19 protein-coding genes are annotated in these 16530 nt (G+C 72.2%); 8 read left to right on the forward strand and 11 right to left on the reverse strand.

The genetic code is table 11. The annotated features are described in order from the left end of the window. The first annotated feature begins 27 nt into the window (after positions 1-27). A complete protein-coding gene (locus VR894_RS04185; RefSeq protein WP_324650085.1) occupies positions 28-387 on the forward strand; it encodes a VOC family protein in 360 nt (119 codons plus the stop codon). A 4-nt stretch (positions 388-391) separates the two neighbouring features. On the opposite strand, the gene VR894_RS04190 is transcribed toward VR894_RS04185, so the two are convergent. The 4 genes from VR894_RS04190 to VR894_RS04205 all read right to left on the reverse strand — a co-directional run bounded on the left by VR894_RS04190 (position 392) and on the right by VR894_RS04205 (position 3574). Continuing rightward, complete coding sequence (locus VR894_RS04190) at positions 392-955, reverse strand: hypothetical protein (protein WP_324650086.1); 564 nt, start codon at positions 953-955, stop codon at positions 392-394. A 148-nt stretch (positions 956-1103) separates the two neighbouring features. Continuing rightward, on the reverse strand, positions 1104-1712 hold the full coding sequence (locus tag VR894_RS04195; protein WP_324650087.1) for a TetR/AcrR family transcriptional regulator: 609 nt from the start codon (positions 1710-1712) through the stop codon (positions 1104-1106). Between the two features lie 59 nt (positions 1713-1771). Continuing rightward, the gene (locus VR894_RS04200) at positions 1772-2632 is read right to left on the reverse strand and encodes an ABC transporter permease (RefSeq protein WP_324650088.1); all 861 of its coding nucleotides are present in this window, start codon (positions 2630-2632) and stop codon (positions 1772-1774) included. Between the two features lie 9 nt (positions 2633-2641). Next, a complete protein-coding gene (locus tag VR894_RS04205; protein WP_324650089.1) occupies positions 2642-3574 on the reverse strand; it encodes an ABC transporter ATP-binding protein in 933 nt (310 codons plus the stop codon). A gap of 208 nt (positions 3575-3782) precedes the next feature. Here VR894_RS04205 and VR894_RS04210 point away from each other — a divergent pair, with 208 nt between their 5' ends. The 4 genes from VR894_RS04210 (at position 3783) to VR894_RS04225 (ending at position 6838) form a co-directional block, all read left to right on the forward strand. Further along, positions 3783-3929, forward strand: a complete 147-nt coding sequence (locus tag VR894_RS04210) for a hypothetical protein (protein WP_324650090.1) — start codon at positions 3783-3785, stop codon at positions 3927-3929. Positions 3930-4167: 238 nt separating this feature from the next. Continuing rightward, a complete protein-coding gene (locus tag VR894_RS04215; protein WP_324650091.1) occupies positions 4168-5142 on the forward strand; it encodes an NAD-dependent epimerase/dehydratase family protein in 975 nt (324 codons plus the stop codon). A gap of 75 nt (positions 5143-5217) precedes the next feature. Beyond that, the gene (locus VR894_RS04220) at positions 5218-6084 is read left to right on the forward strand and encodes a potassium channel family protein (protein ID WP_324650092.1); all 867 of its coding nucleotides are present in this window, start codon (positions 5218-5220) and stop codon (positions 6082-6084) included. A gap of 82 nt (positions 6085-6166) precedes the next feature. After that, complete coding sequence (locus VR894_RS04225; RefSeq protein ID WP_324650093.1) at positions 6167-6838, forward strand: DUF305 domain-containing protein; 672 nt, start codon at positions 6167-6169, stop codon at positions 6836-6838. Positions 6839-6867: 29 nt separating this feature from the next. Here VR894_RS04225 and VR894_RS04230 read toward each other — a convergent pair whose 3' ends face one another. Together VR894_RS04230 and VR894_RS04235 are read right to left on the reverse strand one after the other, a co-directional pair. Next, positions 6868-7569: a response regulator transcription factor gene (locus tag VR894_RS04230; RefSeq protein ID WP_324650094.1), complete on the reverse strand. Its 702-nt coding sequence runs from the start codon at positions 7567-7569 to the stop codon at positions 6868-6870. Next, positions 7566-8984 (reverse strand): histidine kinase, encoded by a 1419-nt coding sequence (locus tag VR894_RS04235; RefSeq protein ID WP_324650095.1) that lies wholly within the window; start codon positions 8982-8984, stop codon positions 7566-7568. Before VR894_RS04235 ends, VR894_RS04230 begins: the two co-directional genes overlap by 4 nt. 110 nt (positions 8985-9094) lie before the next feature. Between VR894_RS04235 and VR894_RS04240 the strand changes: the two genes are divergently transcribed. The 3 genes from VR894_RS04240 (at position 9095) to VR894_RS04250 (ending at position 11616) form a co-directional block, all read left to right on the forward strand. Beyond that, on the forward strand, positions 9095-9709 hold the full coding sequence (locus VR894_RS04240; protein WP_324650097.1) for a DedA family protein: 615 nt from the start codon (positions 9095-9097) through the stop codon (positions 9707-9709). Beyond that, a complete protein-coding gene (locus tag VR894_RS04245; RefSeq protein WP_324650098.1) occupies positions 9706-10323 on the forward strand; it encodes a CDP-alcohol phosphatidyltransferase family protein in 618 nt (205 codons plus the stop codon). The genes VR894_RS04240 and VR894_RS04245 overlap by 4 nt, the downstream gene beginning before the upstream one ends. 72 nt (positions 10324-10395) lie before the next feature. Continuing rightward, positions 10396-11616, forward strand: a complete 1221-nt coding sequence (locus VR894_RS04250) for an aminotransferase class I/II-fold pyridoxal phosphate-dependent enzyme (protein WP_324650099.1) — start codon at positions 10396-10398, stop codon at positions 11614-11616. A 25-nt stretch (positions 11617-11641) separates the two neighbouring features. Here the strand turns inward: VR894_RS04250 and VR894_RS04255 are convergent, their stop codons facing one another. The 5 genes from VR894_RS04255 to VR894_RS04275 all read right to left on the reverse strand — a co-directional run bounded on the left by VR894_RS04255 (position 11642) and on the right by VR894_RS04275 (position 16529). Next, positions 11642-12583 (reverse strand): nucleoside hydrolase, encoded by a 942-nt coding sequence (locus VR894_RS04255; RefSeq protein ID WP_324650100.1) that lies wholly within the window; start codon positions 12581-12583, stop codon positions 11642-11644. 81 nt (positions 12584-12664) lie between these two features. Further along, positions 12665-13621 (reverse strand): nucleoside hydrolase, encoded by a 957-nt coding sequence (locus tag VR894_RS04260; protein ID WP_324650101.1) that lies wholly within the window; start codon positions 13619-13621, stop codon positions 12665-12667. Beyond that, on the reverse strand, positions 13614-14747 hold the full coding sequence (locus VR894_RS04265) for a hypothetical protein (RefSeq protein WP_324650102.1): 1134 nt from the start codon (positions 14745-14747) through the stop codon (positions 13614-13616). The genes VR894_RS04260 and VR894_RS04265 overlap by 8 nt, the downstream gene beginning before the upstream one ends. Beyond that, positions 14744-15565, reverse strand: coding sequence for an alpha/beta hydrolase (locus VR894_RS04270; protein ID WP_324650103.1), 822 nt, complete (start codon positions 15563-15565; stop codon positions 14744-14746). The genes VR894_RS04265 and VR894_RS04270 overlap by 4 nt, the downstream gene beginning before the upstream one ends. Continuing rightward, positions 15558-16529, reverse strand: coding sequence for an alcohol dehydrogenase catalytic domain-containing protein (locus VR894_RS04275; RefSeq protein WP_324650104.1), 972 nt, complete (start codon positions 16527-16529; stop codon positions 15558-15560). The genes VR894_RS04270 and VR894_RS04275 overlap by 8 nt, the downstream gene beginning before the upstream one ends. Between the last annotated feature and the right edge of the window lies 1 nt (position 16530).

The raw sequence follows: 16530 nt of genomic DNA on the forward strand, positions 1-16530 counted from the left end.
GGCGGCACCCCGAGCGAGGAGGCCGCCATGCGGATCAAACACCAGATCGTCGTCTTCGACGCCGCCGACATCGACGCCGAGAGCGCGTTCTGGGCGGGGGTGCTCGACGGCACGGTCGATGCGCGCGAGGACTGGCACAACGTCGTCGTCGACGGGCTGCCGCGCGTCGCTGTCCAGCACGCGCCGAACCACGTGCCGCCCGACTGGCCGCACGGCAACCCCCAGCAGATCCACCTCGACCTGTGGGTCGAGGACTTTGGCGCCGCCCACGAGCACGTCATGTCGCTCGGCGCCCGCCTCCTCAAGGAGGCGGACGACCGCAGCGAGCCGGAGGGGTTCTGGGTCTACGCCGACCCTGCCGGGCACCCGTTCTGCCTGTGCTGGTGACGCTTCACGCGGCCACGGCCGCCGGGACCGCCGCCGGCAGCCGCCTCGCCACGTGGGCGCGGTAGACGGCGAGGAAGGCGAGGAACGCCGCAACGGCCGCCACCACGTTGAACCCCATGCGTGAGGCCCAGTGCCACGTCTCGAACTCCTGTGCCACCTGCACGAGGTACTCCGCGGAGTGCACCTCGAGGCCCTCGACGAACATGATGTCGTTACGCGGCCAGAAGTAGAGCATCGAGGCGACGCCCTCGCACACGATCATCACCACGCTGAGCAGCGTCCACCGTCGCGCGTCGCGCTGCCTCCAGCACAGCAGGACGGCGGCGGCGCCCAGCACCCACGAGGCGAAGCCCAGCGGCGGGAAGAAGTCGCTCGGGCCGGTGACGCTGAGGAACTCCATCGTCAGCCCGAGGGATCCCGGCGGGTCGGCGAAAACGTTGGGGTAGACCATGAGCGTCTCCAGGACGATGGCGCCGAGGAGCACCGTCATCACCCACAGGTAGGCGGTGAGGACGGGCAGCCGGAGGCGCTGCACCGTCGACGGGCGGGAGGCAGGGGTCGTCGTCATGCCAAGGACGTTATGGACCGCGCCCCACCCCTCGCGTCGGCCCTGTGTCGACCGCGGCGTTGCTCCTGGGCGACTGCACGTGTCGCCGCCCGCGGGCAGGTGTGTGGTCCCGCCGACGGCGTGAGACCACGCCGCTCCGCCGCCCGTGTCAGGAGCGCGTGCCGACGGTGAGCTCGACGGTGCCGACGAGCTGCCGCGCGTAGGCGTCGAGGTCGAAGGCCGGGTCGGTCGCGATGCGGCCGGAGGCGGTGTCGATCGCGCCGCGGATGATGATCGCCAGGGAACGGGCGTCGAAGTCGCTGAAGGCGCCCGCGGCCTGCCCGTCCCGCAGGATCTGCTCGAGCTGCGCCAGGACCGGGTCCTCTCCCTGAGGGGCGAAGCGGAGCGAGCCGTCGGGCTTGCGGACGTTGGCGGCGACCTCGACGACGGCGGCGATGTCGGCCGGGTGCTCGCCGACGAACTCGAGGTTCGCCTCGATGTACCCGCGGACGACGGCGGCCGGGTCCGCGGCCTGGGCGATGCGCTCACCGATGGCGCCGCCGGCCCGGGTGTAGACGTCGAGGAGGACGTGGCCGAGGAGGTCGTCCTTGCCCGCGAAGTAGTAGGAGACGACCCCCTTGCTCACGCCCGCCCGCTTGGCGATCTCCGCGAGCGACGCACCGCCGAAACCCACCTCGGCCAGCGCCTCGATCGCACACCGCAGAATCTGCGCGCGGCGTGCCCGCTCGGTGAACGTGGGCTCGGAGTCTGACCGCATGGTCAAAGGCTAGGGCGAGAGCGGGAGGGAGTCACAAGCGAGCCGTCTACGGGTGCCGCTCAGGACCAGCGGAAGGTCTTCGCTGCGAGCGGGTAGAGCAGCACGGTCCACCCGACGAGGACGGCGAGCTGGAGCGCGGGGAAGCCGCCGTCGAACCACGCGGTCGTCAGCGCCTGGCTCGTCGCACCCACCGGTGTGTACGTCGCCACCAGCCGGAGGGCCTCGGGCATGAGCGGCCCAGGGGTCCACAGGCCGGCGAGGAACAGGAGCGGGAAGTACAGGAGCATCCCGATCCCCGACGCCGAGGTGCCGGTGCGTGCCCGGGCGGCGACGAGCATGCCCAGACCGAAGAGCGACAGCGCCCCGAGGGCCAGCGCGAGCACCGCCGTCGGGACCTGACGGGGGAGCGGGGAGGCGAACACGGTGGCGGCGGTGAGGAGCGCGATGACGGCGGCGACGACGAACGCGGTGAGGTTGATGACCAGCTGCGCCCCGAGGACGGCGCTGGGCGGGGTCGGCGTCGTCGAGAGCCGGCGCAGGACGCCGTGCTCGCGGTAGCTCGCGACGATGACGGGCAACGTGGAGAGTGCCGGCGTCGCGAGGGCCATGGTGAGCACGGCCGGGGTGTAGACCTGGATCATCGTCAGCCCGTCCCACGCGCCGCCGCTGAGCGTCGCGCGCATGCCGGGGATGGCCAGGCCCGCACCGACGAGGACGACGGCGGGGACGAGGAGCGCGAAGACGGCCGAGGGCACGTCGCGCACGTACAGGCGCGTCTCGGCGCGCAGCAGGCGGAGCATCACGGGCGGGGCGTCGACGGCGGCGAGCCGGCGCCGGCGCCTCCGTCGCGGGATGCCGGGGTCGGGGTCCGTGCGGTCCTCGAAGACCCGGTAGGCGAGCAGCTGGAGCGGGGTGTCCACAGCGATTCCCTAACGTGAGGTGGTGACCAGCGAGGCGGCGCCGTCGCCGGCGAGGCCGAGGAAGACGTCCTCGAGCGTGCGTGTGCGGGTCTGGACGGCGACCGGCGTGATGCCGTGCTGCGCGAGGGCGACCAGCACATTGGTGAGGTCCTGCGGGCTGCCGGTCACCTCGAGCTCGCCCAGGACGAGGTCGAAGGAGCTCGACCCGGGAAGGGGGAGGGCCGCCGTCGTGAGCGAGTCCGTCCCGGCCCGGATCGTCAGGGTGTACGCGCTCTCCGCGGCGGTGAGGTCGCGGGGACTGCCGGTGGCGACGACAGTGCCGTGGTCGATGATCGCGAGCCGGTCGCACAGGTGCGCGGCCTCGTCCATATCGTGCGTGACGAGCACGACGGTGACCCCGCGGGCGCGGACCCGCTCGATGAGGTCCCACGTGGTGCGGCGTGCCTGTGGGTCGAGGCCGGTGGTGAGCTCGTCGAGGACGGTGATCTCCGGGTTGCCGACCAGCGCGAGGGCGATGGACAGGCGCTGCTGCTGGCCGCCGGAGAGGCTGGCGAAAGCGGTGCGCTGCTGACCGGTGAGCCCGAGGAGGTCGAGCAGCTCCGCGGGCTCGGCGGGGTTGCGGTAGAAGGAGGCGTAGAGCTCGAGCGCCTCGCCGACTCGCAGCTGCGCGGGCAGCCGCGCCTGCTGGAGCTGGACGCCCACGCGCTCGCGAAGCCGGCGCGGGTGGCGGTGTGGGTCGAGCCCGAGGACGCGGACCCGGCCGCCGTCGGTCGGGCGCAGGCCGAGCATCGTCTCGACGGTGGTGGTCTTGCCGGAGCCGTTGGGGCCGAGGATGCCGAAGATCTCACCGCGCTCGACCGCGAGGGAGACGTCGGCGACGGCGACCGTGCCGCCGTAGGTCTTGCGGAGGTGCTGGACGTCGATGACTGGACTGGCGTTCATGTCGCTCCTGGCCGGGACGTAGGGTTGACCGCGTGGTCAGAGATTAGAACGGGCGGTCAGGAGGTGGCAAGGGTATTTGCCGGCAGAAGTGACCGTCCGGGCGTCATGTCCTCACGTTCGTGTCGACGCGGCCGATAGGGAGGGCACGGCATGGCACACGCAGGTACCGGCAGCGGACGCTGGCGGTACCCGGACGGGAGGGGACCCCATGGGCCCGATCGCGGCACTCACGGTGGAGGACGCGCCCACTCGCACTCGATCCTGGCGGCACGACCTGACGGCGGACTACGAGCTGCAGCAGGCACGTCTGCGCTACGCGATCCAGGAGGCCGGCGACGGCGGGGAGTACCTGTAGTCCCCGTGCCACGAGGGTCCGGTCGCCGCTCGCGACCAGTGCGTTGACCGCGTGCCGGACACGGCTCTACGGTGAGCATCCGCGGGCGTGTCGGACGAGACCCGGGGAGCCGCATGCGCGATACCGGCAGCGTTGCCACTCCGGCGAGTACGTCGGAACCAGCACGGGCAGGACATCGTGCCGATGAGCTCACCATCCTGACTTCCGGCCCACGCGGCCGTACGTGGCAGGTGGCGTCATGGTGACCGACGACGCGAGCAAGATCCATGTCGTGGTCGGCGCCAGTGGCGCGACGGGGGGCGCACTGGTCCGCGAGCTCGTGCGCCGCGGTCGCCGCGTGAGGGCCGTGAACCGCAGCGGCAACGCGACGGTTCCGGACGGCGTCGAGGTCCTCGCCGGAGACGCGACCGACCCAGCACGCATGCGGGAGGTCTGTGCGGGTGCCGGGGTGGTCTACAACGCGGTGAACCCTCCGTTCGCCCGGTGGCGCGAGAGCTTCCCCGCGGCGGTGGACGGCGTGCTCGCCGGTGCGGAGGAGGTCGGCGCCCGCATGGTGTTCGTCGACGACACCTGGATGTACGGGCGGGTCAGCGGACCCATGACCGAGGACCTGCCCGTCCGTCCCGTCAGTGACCGGGGAGTGCTGCGGGCGTGGCTCGCCGAGAAGGTCCTCGCCGCGCACGCCGCGGGCCGGGTCCGCACGGTCATCGGCCGGGCGCCGGAGCTCTACGGCCCGGCCGTGGAGTCGCTGCTGGGGGCCACGGTTTTCGGCTCCGCCGTCTCCGGGCGACCTGCGGTGTGGGGCGGCGAGCTGGACCAGCCCATCACCCCGATGTTCGTCGACGACTTCGCTCACGGTCTGGCCACCCTGGGGGAGGCCGACGAGGCGCTCGGCCAGGTGTGGCACGTGCCCACCCCTGCACCGACCACCGCACGCGCGTTCTTCGCGCTGATCTCCGCGGCGACCGGCCGGCAGCTCCGCGTCGTCCGCGTCGGTGAGCGGGCCGTGCGAGCGGTCGGAACACTCTGGCCGATCGCCCGCGAGGGCGCCCAGATGCTCTACCAGTTCCGCCAGCCGCACGTCGTCGACGCCAGCCGGTATGCGGCCGTCCTCGGCCCCGGTCAGGTGACGTCGTACGAGGACGGTGTCGGCCGGACCGTGGACTGGTACCGCGCCCGCGAGGGCGGGTCGCTCGCGGGCTTCGGGCGGTGACACGGACCCGGTGGACCGGACGACATCGCTGCCTGCCGTCGTGCACGGCGGCCGTCATTGGTGTCGACTGACCCGATGACGTGGGCGATGTCGGTGCTCGGTGGTGTGCTCGTGGTGACGGCGCTGTGGGACGTGTTCCACACGCTGTGGCACCCGAGCGGCCAGGGGCCGGTCGGCAAGCTCGTCATGCGGTTGGTCTGGCGGCTGTCACGACACCTCGGCAAGCGCGGGCGGCGGCTCAGCGGTCCGTCCACCATGGTGCTCGTCATCGTGACGTGGGCGGGGATGATCATCGTCGGCTGGGCGCTGATCTACTGGCCCCACATGCCGGACGGCTTCTCCTTCAGCCCGGGGCTGGCCCCGGAGCAGCGGAACGACGCCCTCGATGCGCTGTACCTCTCCCTCGTCGCCATCGCCACCCTGGGACTTGGTGACATCGCCCCGACCGAGCCCGGGCTGCGGATCCTCGTCCCGCTGGAGGCGCTGCTCGGTTTCGCGCTGCTGACGGCCGCGGTGTCGTGGGTGCTCCAGGTGTATCCGGCCCTCACCCGGCGGCGTGCCCTCGCGCTGCGGCTCGACGGCCTGCGCCGCGTGGGAACCACCGACGTCCTGCTGGGCATGAGCCCGGCCACCGCGGCTCGCCTGCTCGACGGTGTCACGGACGCCGTCGGTGCCGTCTACGTCGACCTGCTCCAGTACAGCGAGAGCTACTACTTCCGCGACGCCAACGACCGGACGACGCTCGCCATGACGGCGCCCTACGCCCGGGAGCTCGCGGGCACCGCCGCGGGCAGCGACAGCGAGGACCTGCGCCACGCGGGCAGGGCGCTGTCAGCCGTCCTCGACGACCTCGCCACCGTCCTGGACGACCAGTTCCTCCACACCGGCGCCGACACCGAGGCCGTCCTCGACGCCTACCGCGAGGACCAGCGACTGCCGTAGCCGGTGCACCGCCAGGTCGCGTCGCGGTGCCGAGGCGCCGAGACTCGAGGGTGCCAAGACGCCCACCTGCGAGGAGGCCATCGTGCCCGACGACGACGAGACCAGGACCCAGCACCACGCCGAGGACCACCACGGCGCGAACCAGCACGACGCCAAGAACCAGCACGACGCCAAGAACCAGCACGACGAGGGCCACCAGCACGACGGGGGCCACCACGGCGGCTCGGGGAAGATGTACCTCCGGTTCGCCGCCATGCTCCTGACCGCGATGGTCGTCATGTACTGGGTGATGTTCGTCGGCTCGTGGGAGTGGGGCCACGTGCGCTTCAGCCAGAGCCGCATCTTCATGGCGGTGACCATGGGCGGCGCGATGGGGCTCGTCATGCTCGCCTGGATGCTCAACATGTACAAGAAGACCAAGGCGAACATCGTCGTCGTCGTGGTCAGTCTCGGGCTGCTGGCGGGCGGGACGGCGCTGGACCGCAGCCAGGCCACGGTGGACGACTCCGCCTTCATGCGCGCGATGATCCCGCACCACTCGCTGGCCATCACCCGGTCCGAACGCGCAGGGATCGAGGACGTCCGGGTGTGCGAGCTCGCCGTGGAGATCAGCGAGGCGCAACGCCGCGAGATCAAGGAGATGGACTGGCTGATCGAGGACATCGCGGAGAACGGGCTGGCGACGACGGCCGCCGAGGCGGACTCCCGCCCGGTACCGACCTTCGAGGAGTCCGCCGAGCGGCAGTGCGACTGAGCAGCCCGGGGCGGCTCAGAGCCTGATGCTCACGGTCCGGTGGCGGTGTCCATGAGCCCCGCCTCGTGCGCGAGGATCGCGGCCTGGACCCGGTTGCTGACGTCTAGCCGGTCGAAGAGCTCCCTCAGGTACTGCTTGACCGTGCCGTCGGTGAGGTGGAGACGGCGGGCGATCTCGGCGTTGGAGGCGCCGGTCCCCAGGATGGTGAGGATCTGGTGCTGCCTGGGGGTGAGCCCGCCGACGGCCTGGCGGGCCGTCCTGGTGCGGTCGAGCCGCGTGGTGGCCTCGGCCCGGAGGAGCCACTTGGCGACGCGCGGTGAGAAGGCGGCACCGCCCGCGGCGATCGCCCGTGCAGCGGTGATGAGCTCGCGCGGCGCGTCGGACTTCAGGAGGAAGCCCATCGCGCCGAGCCCTGCGGCTTCGGCGATGTAGTCCTCGTCGGAGAACGTGGTCAGCATGGCGACGGGCAGCGTGGGGTGCTCTCGACGCAGGTGCTCGAGGGTGCGCAGACCGTCGAGCCGCGGCATGCGGATGTCGAGCAGGACAAGGTCGAGGCGGTGCTCGCGGGCGGCGGCCAGGGCCTCGTGGCCGTCGCCCGCCTCGGCGACCACGTGCAGGGCGGGGTCCGTGCCGAGGATGGAGACGAGGCCGGCGCGGACGAGGGCGTCGTCGTCGACCAGGAGCAGGCGGGCCGGGCCGCCGGGCGGCTGGTCCGTGGGCTGGGAGCTCATGGTGTTCCCCCGGGGATGAGGTCGGTGCTGACGACGACGCCGTCGCTGAAGCAGATCCGGAAGACGTCCTCGCGGGCGAACAGGCTCACCGCCTCCTCGTGGTACCGGCACGTGGCACCGGCGGGCTCGGGCAGCTCGTGACGGGGCGCCTCGACCATCTCGACCGCTGGGAGCAGGCGCTCGGCCTCGTCCTGCGGCATGCCGACCTCGATCCGGGCGAACGTCTCCGGGTCGAGGACCGAGCTCACCGTGAGGTAGAGGAAGGAGGCCAGGGTGATGAGCACGGCTCCCGCGGCGAGCCCGGCGGGCACCGCCCAGGTCAGCCGCCGGACCTTGCGGGCGTGCTGCTCACCCGCGCGCCTCGCCGCCGTGACCTCCGCGACGGCGTCGGCGGTGGTCCGTTCCTCGCCGCGCGGGCTGGCGTCCATCGGAACGGTGGCGCGCACCACGTGCCGCGCGCCGCTCTCGACCTCGAGCTCCCCACCGAGCAGACCGAGCCGGTGACGCAGGGAGGGCAGTCCGTGGCCGGAGGAGGCGGCAGCGGCGCGGTCGGCCCTCGTGGCGTTCTCCACCGTGAGTGTCGCGGTGCCGTCGGTGACGTGACCCTCGATGCGGACGGTCTCGTCGGGGGCGTGCTTGGCGGCGTTGGCCAGTGCCTCGGACAGCACCCGTGCCAGCGCGGCGTGCGCGTGCGGGGAGAGGGCCTCGTCCAGGGCCACGGGCAGCTCCCCCTCGACCGGGAGGCCCGCCGACCGTGCGCCGTCGACGACGTCGGAGAGCGGACGGTCCGCGGGGGCCCGGGACTGCCCGCCCGCCTTGAGCAGCTGGACCGTCTCGCCGAGCTCGGCGGCGGCCTCGGCCACGCTGAGCCGCGCGTCCTCGACGGCCGCGCGGGCCCCGGCCGGCAGCTCCGGGTCGAGCGTGAGCCGCCCCAGCTGGACGGTGACGAGCGTGAGCCGGTGACCGAGGTGGTCGTGGATCTCCCCGGCCATCGCCGCCCGCTCCCGCGTCAGCGCGGACTCGGTCCGGGCCTGCTCCTCGCGGGCGAGTGAGCGGGCCAGCTCCCAGCCCTGCTGGCGGTGCCGACGGCGGCGCCGGGCCAGCTCGACCAGACCGATCGGCAGCGCGATGGCGGCGGCATGGACGAGCGCCGCCGAGGCGGACAGGGTGGCGGACTCGATGCGACGCTCCCCGGTGAGCGCCCCGACCGCCGTGGCGGTGACGATGAGGACGGTGAGGGCCGAGGTCCACACGGGCGCGCCGACCGGACGGAGGATGCCGAGCAGGACCACCGCGACCACCATGAGGCTGGGCAGCCAGCCGGGGGCGGCGGACCAGCCGATCGCGGTGCCGAGGACGCAGGCCAGCGCCACGTGGACGGCGCGCGTCTGTGTCGCTGTGCGGTCCGTGCCCATTCCCGGCAGCGTAGTTGGGGCCCAGGGCGGGGCACACTCACCAAAGTGAGGACCGGTCGCCCACTTTCTGGTCTGATCCGGGCACGCCGGCGATCCATAGCGTCGGCCACATGTTCACCCCGCTTCTCGGCCTCCTCGACCAGCTCGCGCAGCAGCCGGCCCTCGTGACGCTCGTGATGGGCGCCGCGGCACTGGCGGAGTCGGCGCTCGGCCTGGGGACGCTCACCCCGGGCGAGACGATGGTCTCCCTCGGCGCCGGTGTGCTCGCCGGGCAGCCGGTGCTGTCGCTCGCCTGGGCCGCGGTGGCGGTCGGTGCCTTCCTCGGCGACCACGTGGGCTACCTGGTCGGTCGTCGCTCCGGGCCCGCCCTGGCGACGGGCACCCTCGTGCGCAGGCTGGGCGCGCACCGGTGGCAGCGCGCGACGGCGCTGATCGAGCGGCACGGCGTGCCCACGCTGGTGCTGGGACGGCTCGTCCCGGGCGTGCGGACGGTGCTGGCGGCCGGCGCCGGAGCGCTCGGCATGAGCTACCGGCGCTACGTGCTCGCTGCGGCCCTGGCGGCGCTGCTCTGGTCCGCGCTGTGGGTGGGGGGCGGCGCCACGATGGTCACGCTGGTCCTCGGGCTGGGGCCGCTCCACGCCCTGGCCCTGGGCGCGGCGCTCGCGGGCGTCGTCACGGGCATCGCGGTGTACCGGCGCGCACGGCGAGCTGCGGCGCTCGCATGACGGGACCGGTCCGCAGGGGAGGCCATTCCTCGCCCCGGTCGACGGTCGACCGACGGGGGACGACGGACGGCGGCACGCGCTGGGCGACCCTGCCGAACGCGGTGACCATCGGGCGGCTGCTCCTCACGGTGCCGCTGTGCTGGTACCTCACCGCGGACGGCTCGTCGTCACGGGCACCGGTGGCGGTGCTCGTCATCGCCGTGGTGTGGGCCGGCAGCGACTGGCTCGACGGGGCACTCGCCCGACGCCTCGGCCAGCGCACCCGCGTCGGTGAGATCCTCGACCCGGTCGCGGACCGGCTCGGGATCCTCGCGATCTGTCTGTGTCTCGCCGCGGCGGGCCAGCTGCCCTGGTGGACGGTGGCCGCGATCGCGGTGACCGACGTGGGTGTCGCCCTGCTGGCCGGGCCTTCCGCGCGGCGTGGTCGCGTCTCCGTGAGCGTCCTCGGAAAGCTGCGGACGGCCGTGCTGCTGTGCGGCCTGTGCCTCGTGCTCGCCGGTGTGCTGCTCCTGCTGCCGGTCGCGGACCTCGGGCGGGCGGTGCTCGTCGCCGGGACGGTGCTCCACGTCGTCGCCGGAGCCGACTACGTGCGGCGGGCCCGGGTGGCCCGGTGAGCCGCGCGCGGTGAGCGCCGCCCGAGGCGGACGCCCCGGCGGGCACTCGGCGACGGTGGCAGGATCGAACGCATGCGCACCAACCGCTGGATCGACGTCGCCCGCGCGACCGGGCTCCTGTCGCCGTCGGGCACCGTCGCCCCGACGATCTTCGCCGAGATGTCCGAGCTCGCGGCGCGCACCGGTGCCGTCAACCTCGGCCAGGGCTTCCCGGACGTCGACGGCCCCGACCACCTCAAGGCCGCCGCCGTCGCCGCGATCAACGCCGGCCACAACCAGTACCCGCCCGGTGCGGGGATCCCGCAGCTGCGGGAGGCGGTCGCCGCCCACCAGCAGCGGCACTACGGCCTCGCCGTCGACCCGGACACCGAGGTCCTCGTCACCGCCGGCGCCACCGAGGCGCTCGCCGCGACCATTCTCGCGCTGGCCGGGCCGGGCGACGAGGTCCTCACCCTTGAGCCGTACTACGACTCCTACGCCGCCTCCATCGCGCTGGCCGGCGCCACCCACCGCACCATCCCGCTGCGCCCCGGCCGAGACGGTTTCCACCTCGACCCCAGCGAGGTGCGCGCCGCCTTCACCGACCGCACGCGCCTCGTCCTGGTCAACACCCCGCACAACCCGACCGGCACCGTGCTCACCACCGAGGAGCTCACCCTCCTCGCCGAGCTCGCCGCCGCCCGCGACGCCGTCATCGTCACCGACGAGGTCTACGAGCACCTCACCTACGACGGCGTCCGTCACGTCCCGATCGCCACGCTGCCCGCCGCGGCCGGCCGCACCCTGACGATCTCCTCCGCGGGGAAGACGCTGTCCTTCACCGGCTGGAAGGTCGGCTGGATCCACGGCCCCGCCGAGCTCGTCACCGCCGTCCGCACGGTCAAGCAGTTCCTCACCTACGTCGCCTCCGGGCCGTTCCAGCACGCGGTCGCCGCCGCGCTCACCGACGACGACGGCGCCACGGGGGAGTACGTCAGCGGCCTGGCCGCCTCGCTCCAGTCCCGTCGCGACCTGCTCCTCGAGGCGCTCACGTCTGCCGGCTTCGCCGCGGTGCGCCCGGCCGGGACCTACTTCGTCGTCGCCGACGCCGCCCCGCTCGGCTTCACCGACGCTGTCGACCTGTGCCGGCGGCTGCCCGAGCTGGCCGGCGTCGTCGGGATCCCCGTGACGGCGTTCTGCGCGGCCGGCTCGACCACCACCGAAGCACTCGGCTCGTGGGTGCGCTTCACCTACGTCAAGCAGGAGGGCGTGCTGGAGCAGGCCGCCGCCGGGCTGGCGCGGCTGCGCGGCTGACGGCGCCCCACTCGGCAGTCGGATGTCACAGATAGGTGAGGAGCAGCTCGGTCACGAGATCGGCGTAACCCTCGACGTCGATCCCTAGAAGCACCTCGGTGTTCGGTTCCCTCTTCAGGTAGCCGGGGAAGTCCGCGATCGTCGCCCCGCGCGAGTAGCGCCCCTCCGTCTCCACGACGACCGGCAGGTGCTCGGTCCGGAACAGCTCCGGGCGCAGGAAGAAGGCCATGCACGGGGCATCGTTGAAGCGGATCACCGAGTCCTCGGTCAGTCCGCCCGCCCGCTGGACCATGAAGTGGTTGTTGAGCAGCGTCCAGATGAGCTGCCCGGCGGGCGTTGTGCTGTCCCGGAACCCCAGTAGGCGCTTGACGGGGATCTCGGCCGGCCGGCACACGTCCAGCCCGACCTGGACGATGGGCACGCCGGAGTCGTAGACGAACGCCGCCGCCGTCGGATCGTTGGCGGCGTTGAAGCTGGCCGCAGGCGTCTCGTTGCCGTAGGTCAGCACCGCACCGCCCATGAAGATGATCCGCTCGATCTTCTCGACGAGCTCGGGTGCCGCGGCGAGGACGGCACCGACGTTCGTCAGGGGACCCAGCGCGATGATCGTCACGGGGTCTGCGGCACTGCGGATGAGCGAGCCGTAGTCTACTCGCGGCAGCTCGGGCAGCTCGGGCAGCTCGGGCAGGTCGGTGCGCGGCTGCGCGAACGCACCGCTCATCCCGTCCTCGCCGTGAATGTGCTTGGCAGCGACCGGGTCCCCGAGCAGTGGACCCACCGCCCCCCGGTAGCGGGCGGCGTCGTGCTCACCGACGATGTCCAGGAGTCGCTGGAGGTTGGCGGTGGTGCGACGCTCGGCGACGTTGCCGTAGACGCTCACGAAGGCGTCGACCTTCGTCCCTGAGGCGAGTAGCGTCATGATGGCAGCGGCGTCGTCGGTGCCTGGGTCGGTGTCCACGATCAGCATGAGGTCTCCATTCGGTCGGATCCACGGTGGTGTCCGGTCTCGGGGTGGCGCGCGGCAATGGGAGCGCCGCAGCTGGCTATGTCAGGTACTTACCATCCTTTCGGTCCCGGTGAGCCGGGAGTGGAGCAGTGCCCGGAAGGCGTCGGCATCGATGCCCGTGGCGACCGAGACGGCCGTCTCCCGGCCCAGGCGTCCCCTTGTGTCGACAATGAGCGTTCCCCTGGTGAACTCACCGCCGCACTCGACCGTGACCGCCGCCCGCTGCCAGGTGATGAGTTCCGGGTCCAGCAGTGCGGCGACCGCGAGGGCGTCGTGGACCGCGCAGGCCTCGATCCCGTGGCTCGCGAAGAACCCGCGAGCCAGGTAGGCGAGCATGTCGCCGGCAACCCGAGCGAGCCCGCCGTGCGCCCGGAGGCGGTCGATGTCCGCTCGTGTGACCAGCGCCGCGCGCGTGACGTCGAGCGGCACGATGCGCAGCGGCACCCCTGACTCGGCCACGTACCGTGCCGCCTCCGGGTCGGCGTGAATGTTGAACTCTGCGGTCACCGTGACGTTGCCGGGGACATACGCGGCGCCGCCCATGGCGACCACCTCAGCGATCAGTGGCGCCACGTCGGGATGGCTGTGGAGGAGCCCCGCGATGTTGGTCAACGGACCGATCGCGATGATCGTGACCTCACCCGGCCGTTCTCGCACGGTTCTCGCGAGCCAGTCGACCGCGTGGCCCGGCTCCGGCGGACGCGGTGCCGGCAGGTCGACATCGCCCATTCCTCCGGGTCCGTGGATCGGCTCGTCCGGGTGACGCTCGTACCGACCGAGCGGCCCGGTGTAGCCGGCGTGGAAGGCAAGACCAGCAGGCAGGCCGAGCAGCTCGAGCACGCTGCCCGCGTTCGCGGTGGTGCGGGCCAGCGAGACGTTGCCGGCGACGGTGGTCACGCCGAGGAGGTCCAGCTCTGGTGCAGCGGCCACGAGCGCGAGGGCAACGGCATCGTCGAGGCCCGGGTCACAGTCGACGACGACCGGGATCGCGTCAGTCATCGCGCGTCCCGGCGCCCGCGAACAACTCGGCCTCGAGATCGTCGAGTTCCGCTGAGAAGCGGCGGTGCAGCGCCGCCCTCCCGTCGTCCGGGAGCCAGCTCGCGTCCACCCCGTTCAGGCAGAGCCGGCGCATCGTCGCGCGGTCGAACCCCAGTTCCTCGGCGGCGATCCGGTACTCCTGAGCCAGCGTGGTCGGGAACATGCCCGGGTCGTCCGACGCCAGCGTCACCTTCAGGCCACGGCCCACCATCTCGCGGATGCTCGCGCGCCGCCAGGGCCGCCAAGCGCGCCGCGACGTGGTGAAGATGCACGTGAAAGGCACCTGGTCCGCCAGGCAGCGCTCGACGACCGCCTCGTCCTGGAGGATGAAGTACCCGTGGTCGATGCGGTCACAGGCCAGGTCGTCGAGGCAGACGATCGTGTTCTGAGCGGACGGCGCGTGTTCGGAGGAGTGGGCGGTCCGCCGCAGCCCATGGGCGCGTGCGAGCTGGTAGGCGTCGACGAACCGCTCCGGCGGGCCCGCGGTCTCGAGGTTGTCCAGGCCGATACCGATGACGTACGCCCGCGGGTTATCGACGACGGTCCGGACCCGTTCTACGGCCGCCTCGCCGGACTGGCTGCGATCGATCCCCGCGACCAGGCGTGCCGTCATGCCGAAGTCCCGTTCGGCGGCCTGGATACCGGCGATGTAGGCGTCGACCGTCTCCGCGTAGCCGAACTCGGTGCCGGTGTCGGCGACCGGGTCGAAGAACAGCTCCAAATGGCGGGTGTTGGAGAGTGTCGCCGCGTTCTCGCATGCTTCGTAGGCGATTCGTTCGTAGTCGCCGAGGTTGGTCAGGCACTGCTTGACCCACTGCGACACCTGGAACAAGCCGTAGGAGGGCTCAGGTTCGTCGTGGCCCGGACCGGTGGGGACGGGCAGCACCGCGTCGCGGTAGATGCTGAGGTCCTTCGCCCGGGAGTTCACCTTGGCGTAGATGTCCAGGGCCGGTTCGGGCAGCTGCAGACCCTCCCGTTCGGCGAGTTCGGCGAACGTCTCGGCACGTACAGTCCCGGTCAGGTGGACGTGCAGATCGACCTTGGGCATGCGGCGCAGGTACTCGGCGTAGGCGGGCGAGAGCGTCATGGCTGCTCCTCCTCGTGGGCGGGGACGCCCGGTAGTTCGGATAGGAAAGTCGTCACCAGGCCGGTGAACTCCTCGGGTTCGTCGGCGACGGAGATGTGCCCCGCGCCGGGGATGATGGACAGGCGTGAGTGCGGGATCGCGTCGGCGAGCTCACCGTGCATCCGCGGTGAGAACACCCGGTCGTTCTCACCCGCGATGACCAGGGCCGGAGCCCGGATCTCGCGAAGCTCCTCGACGGTCACCGGCTCCCGACCGGCGCACGCGGTGATCGCATGCCGCAGGCCGTCGGCGTTCAGCCGGGTGAACCGCGCTCGCGCCGCAAGCTTGACGGGGTCGGCGGCCACCGCGGCCGGGCCCCCGTACCGGTTGTTCCACCACGCTGCTAGCGCGGCCGGTCCCTGATCCGATCCGGGTAGGGAGTGGGCCATCTCGGTGTCCGACAGGATGGGGGTGGTCCAAGTGTCGGCGAGGACGATCGCTCGCACTGCGTCCGGGTGGTCGATCGCGTACCGCATGGTGAGGAAACCGCCCAGGGAGAGCCCGAGGAGGACCGGTCGGTCGGTCAGCAGGGTGTCGAGGACGGCTTCAAGGTCGCGGCACAGCTGCGTGAACGGATACGGCCCCGACGCGGGTGAGCGTCCGTGTCCCCGTAGGTCGATCCGCACGACGCGCCAGTGGTCCTCGACGAGGCGGGCGGCGAGGGCGTCCCACAGGTGCAGGTCGTAGGACCAGCCGTGCAGCATGACGATCGTCGGGCCGTGGCCTTCGTCGGCGACGTTCAGCGTGACGTCACCGAAGTTGCGGAGAAACTCAGTCATCGCCTGCTCCGGTCGGGGTGAGCACGAGCCGGCCAGTCACCTCGCCGCGCTCGAGGCGCCTCAGGCCGGCGGCGACTTCGCTCAGCGGGATGGGCTCGACGTCCCAGCGGATCTTGCCGGCGCGGGCGAGGTCGACGACGGCGGAGACGTCACTGATCGATCCGCCGCGCGCCGACGTCAGTGTGACCTCGGGGGGCAGGACTCCGCGCCCGAACGGCAGTGAGCCGTTGCCCGAGCCGATGCGCATGATCATCCCGCCCGGTGGCACGAGCCCAGCTGCCAGTGCGAGCGTGTCGTGCTCGACGACGAGGTCGAGCACGACCTCCGCCCGTCGACCGGCGAGCTCGTCGCCGGTGCGTGCCTCGTGTGCTCCGAGTGTGAGGGCCTCGGCCCGCTTCGCCGCGGAGACGTCCACGGCGATGACCCGGGCGGGTGTGAGCAGCCGAAGGAATTGGATGGCGAACTTCCCCAGTGCCCCGGCGCCGATGACCACCACCCGATCATGGTCGGTACGGAGCCACGGGGAAGCGCGACGGACCGCGCGGTAGCTGGTGGCGGCTGCGTCGGTGAGCGGTGCGGCACGCACTGGGTCGAGGCCACCGAGGGGCAGCAGGTAGCGCGGATGGGGGACGAGGATTTTCGCGGCGTATCCTCCGGGTCGCTCGAAACCGGCCTCGGTGACGTCGGGACACAACTGTTCCTCGCCCCGCAGACAGATCCTGCACCGGCCGCATCCCCAGGACTGGTGGACGAGGACGGGGCCGAGTCCCTCGGCGTAGCCGGCCACCTCGTGGCCCATAACCAGCGGTAGCGGTCGGTTGCGCCAGTGGAGCAGGTGCAGGTCGGTGTGGCAGATCCCCGCCCCGAGGACCTCGACGACGACGGCGTCCCCGGTGGGTACCGGGTCGGGTATCTCCTCGAGCCGGACTCCGACGTCGTAGTTGCGGACCACCGCTGCGAGCATC

Origin of the sequence: Georgenia sp. H159 (assembly GCF_035607575.1) — a bacterium.
Taxonomy (GTDB): domain Bacteria; phylum Actinomycetota; class Actinomycetes; order Actinomycetales; family Actinomycetaceae; genus Oceanitalea.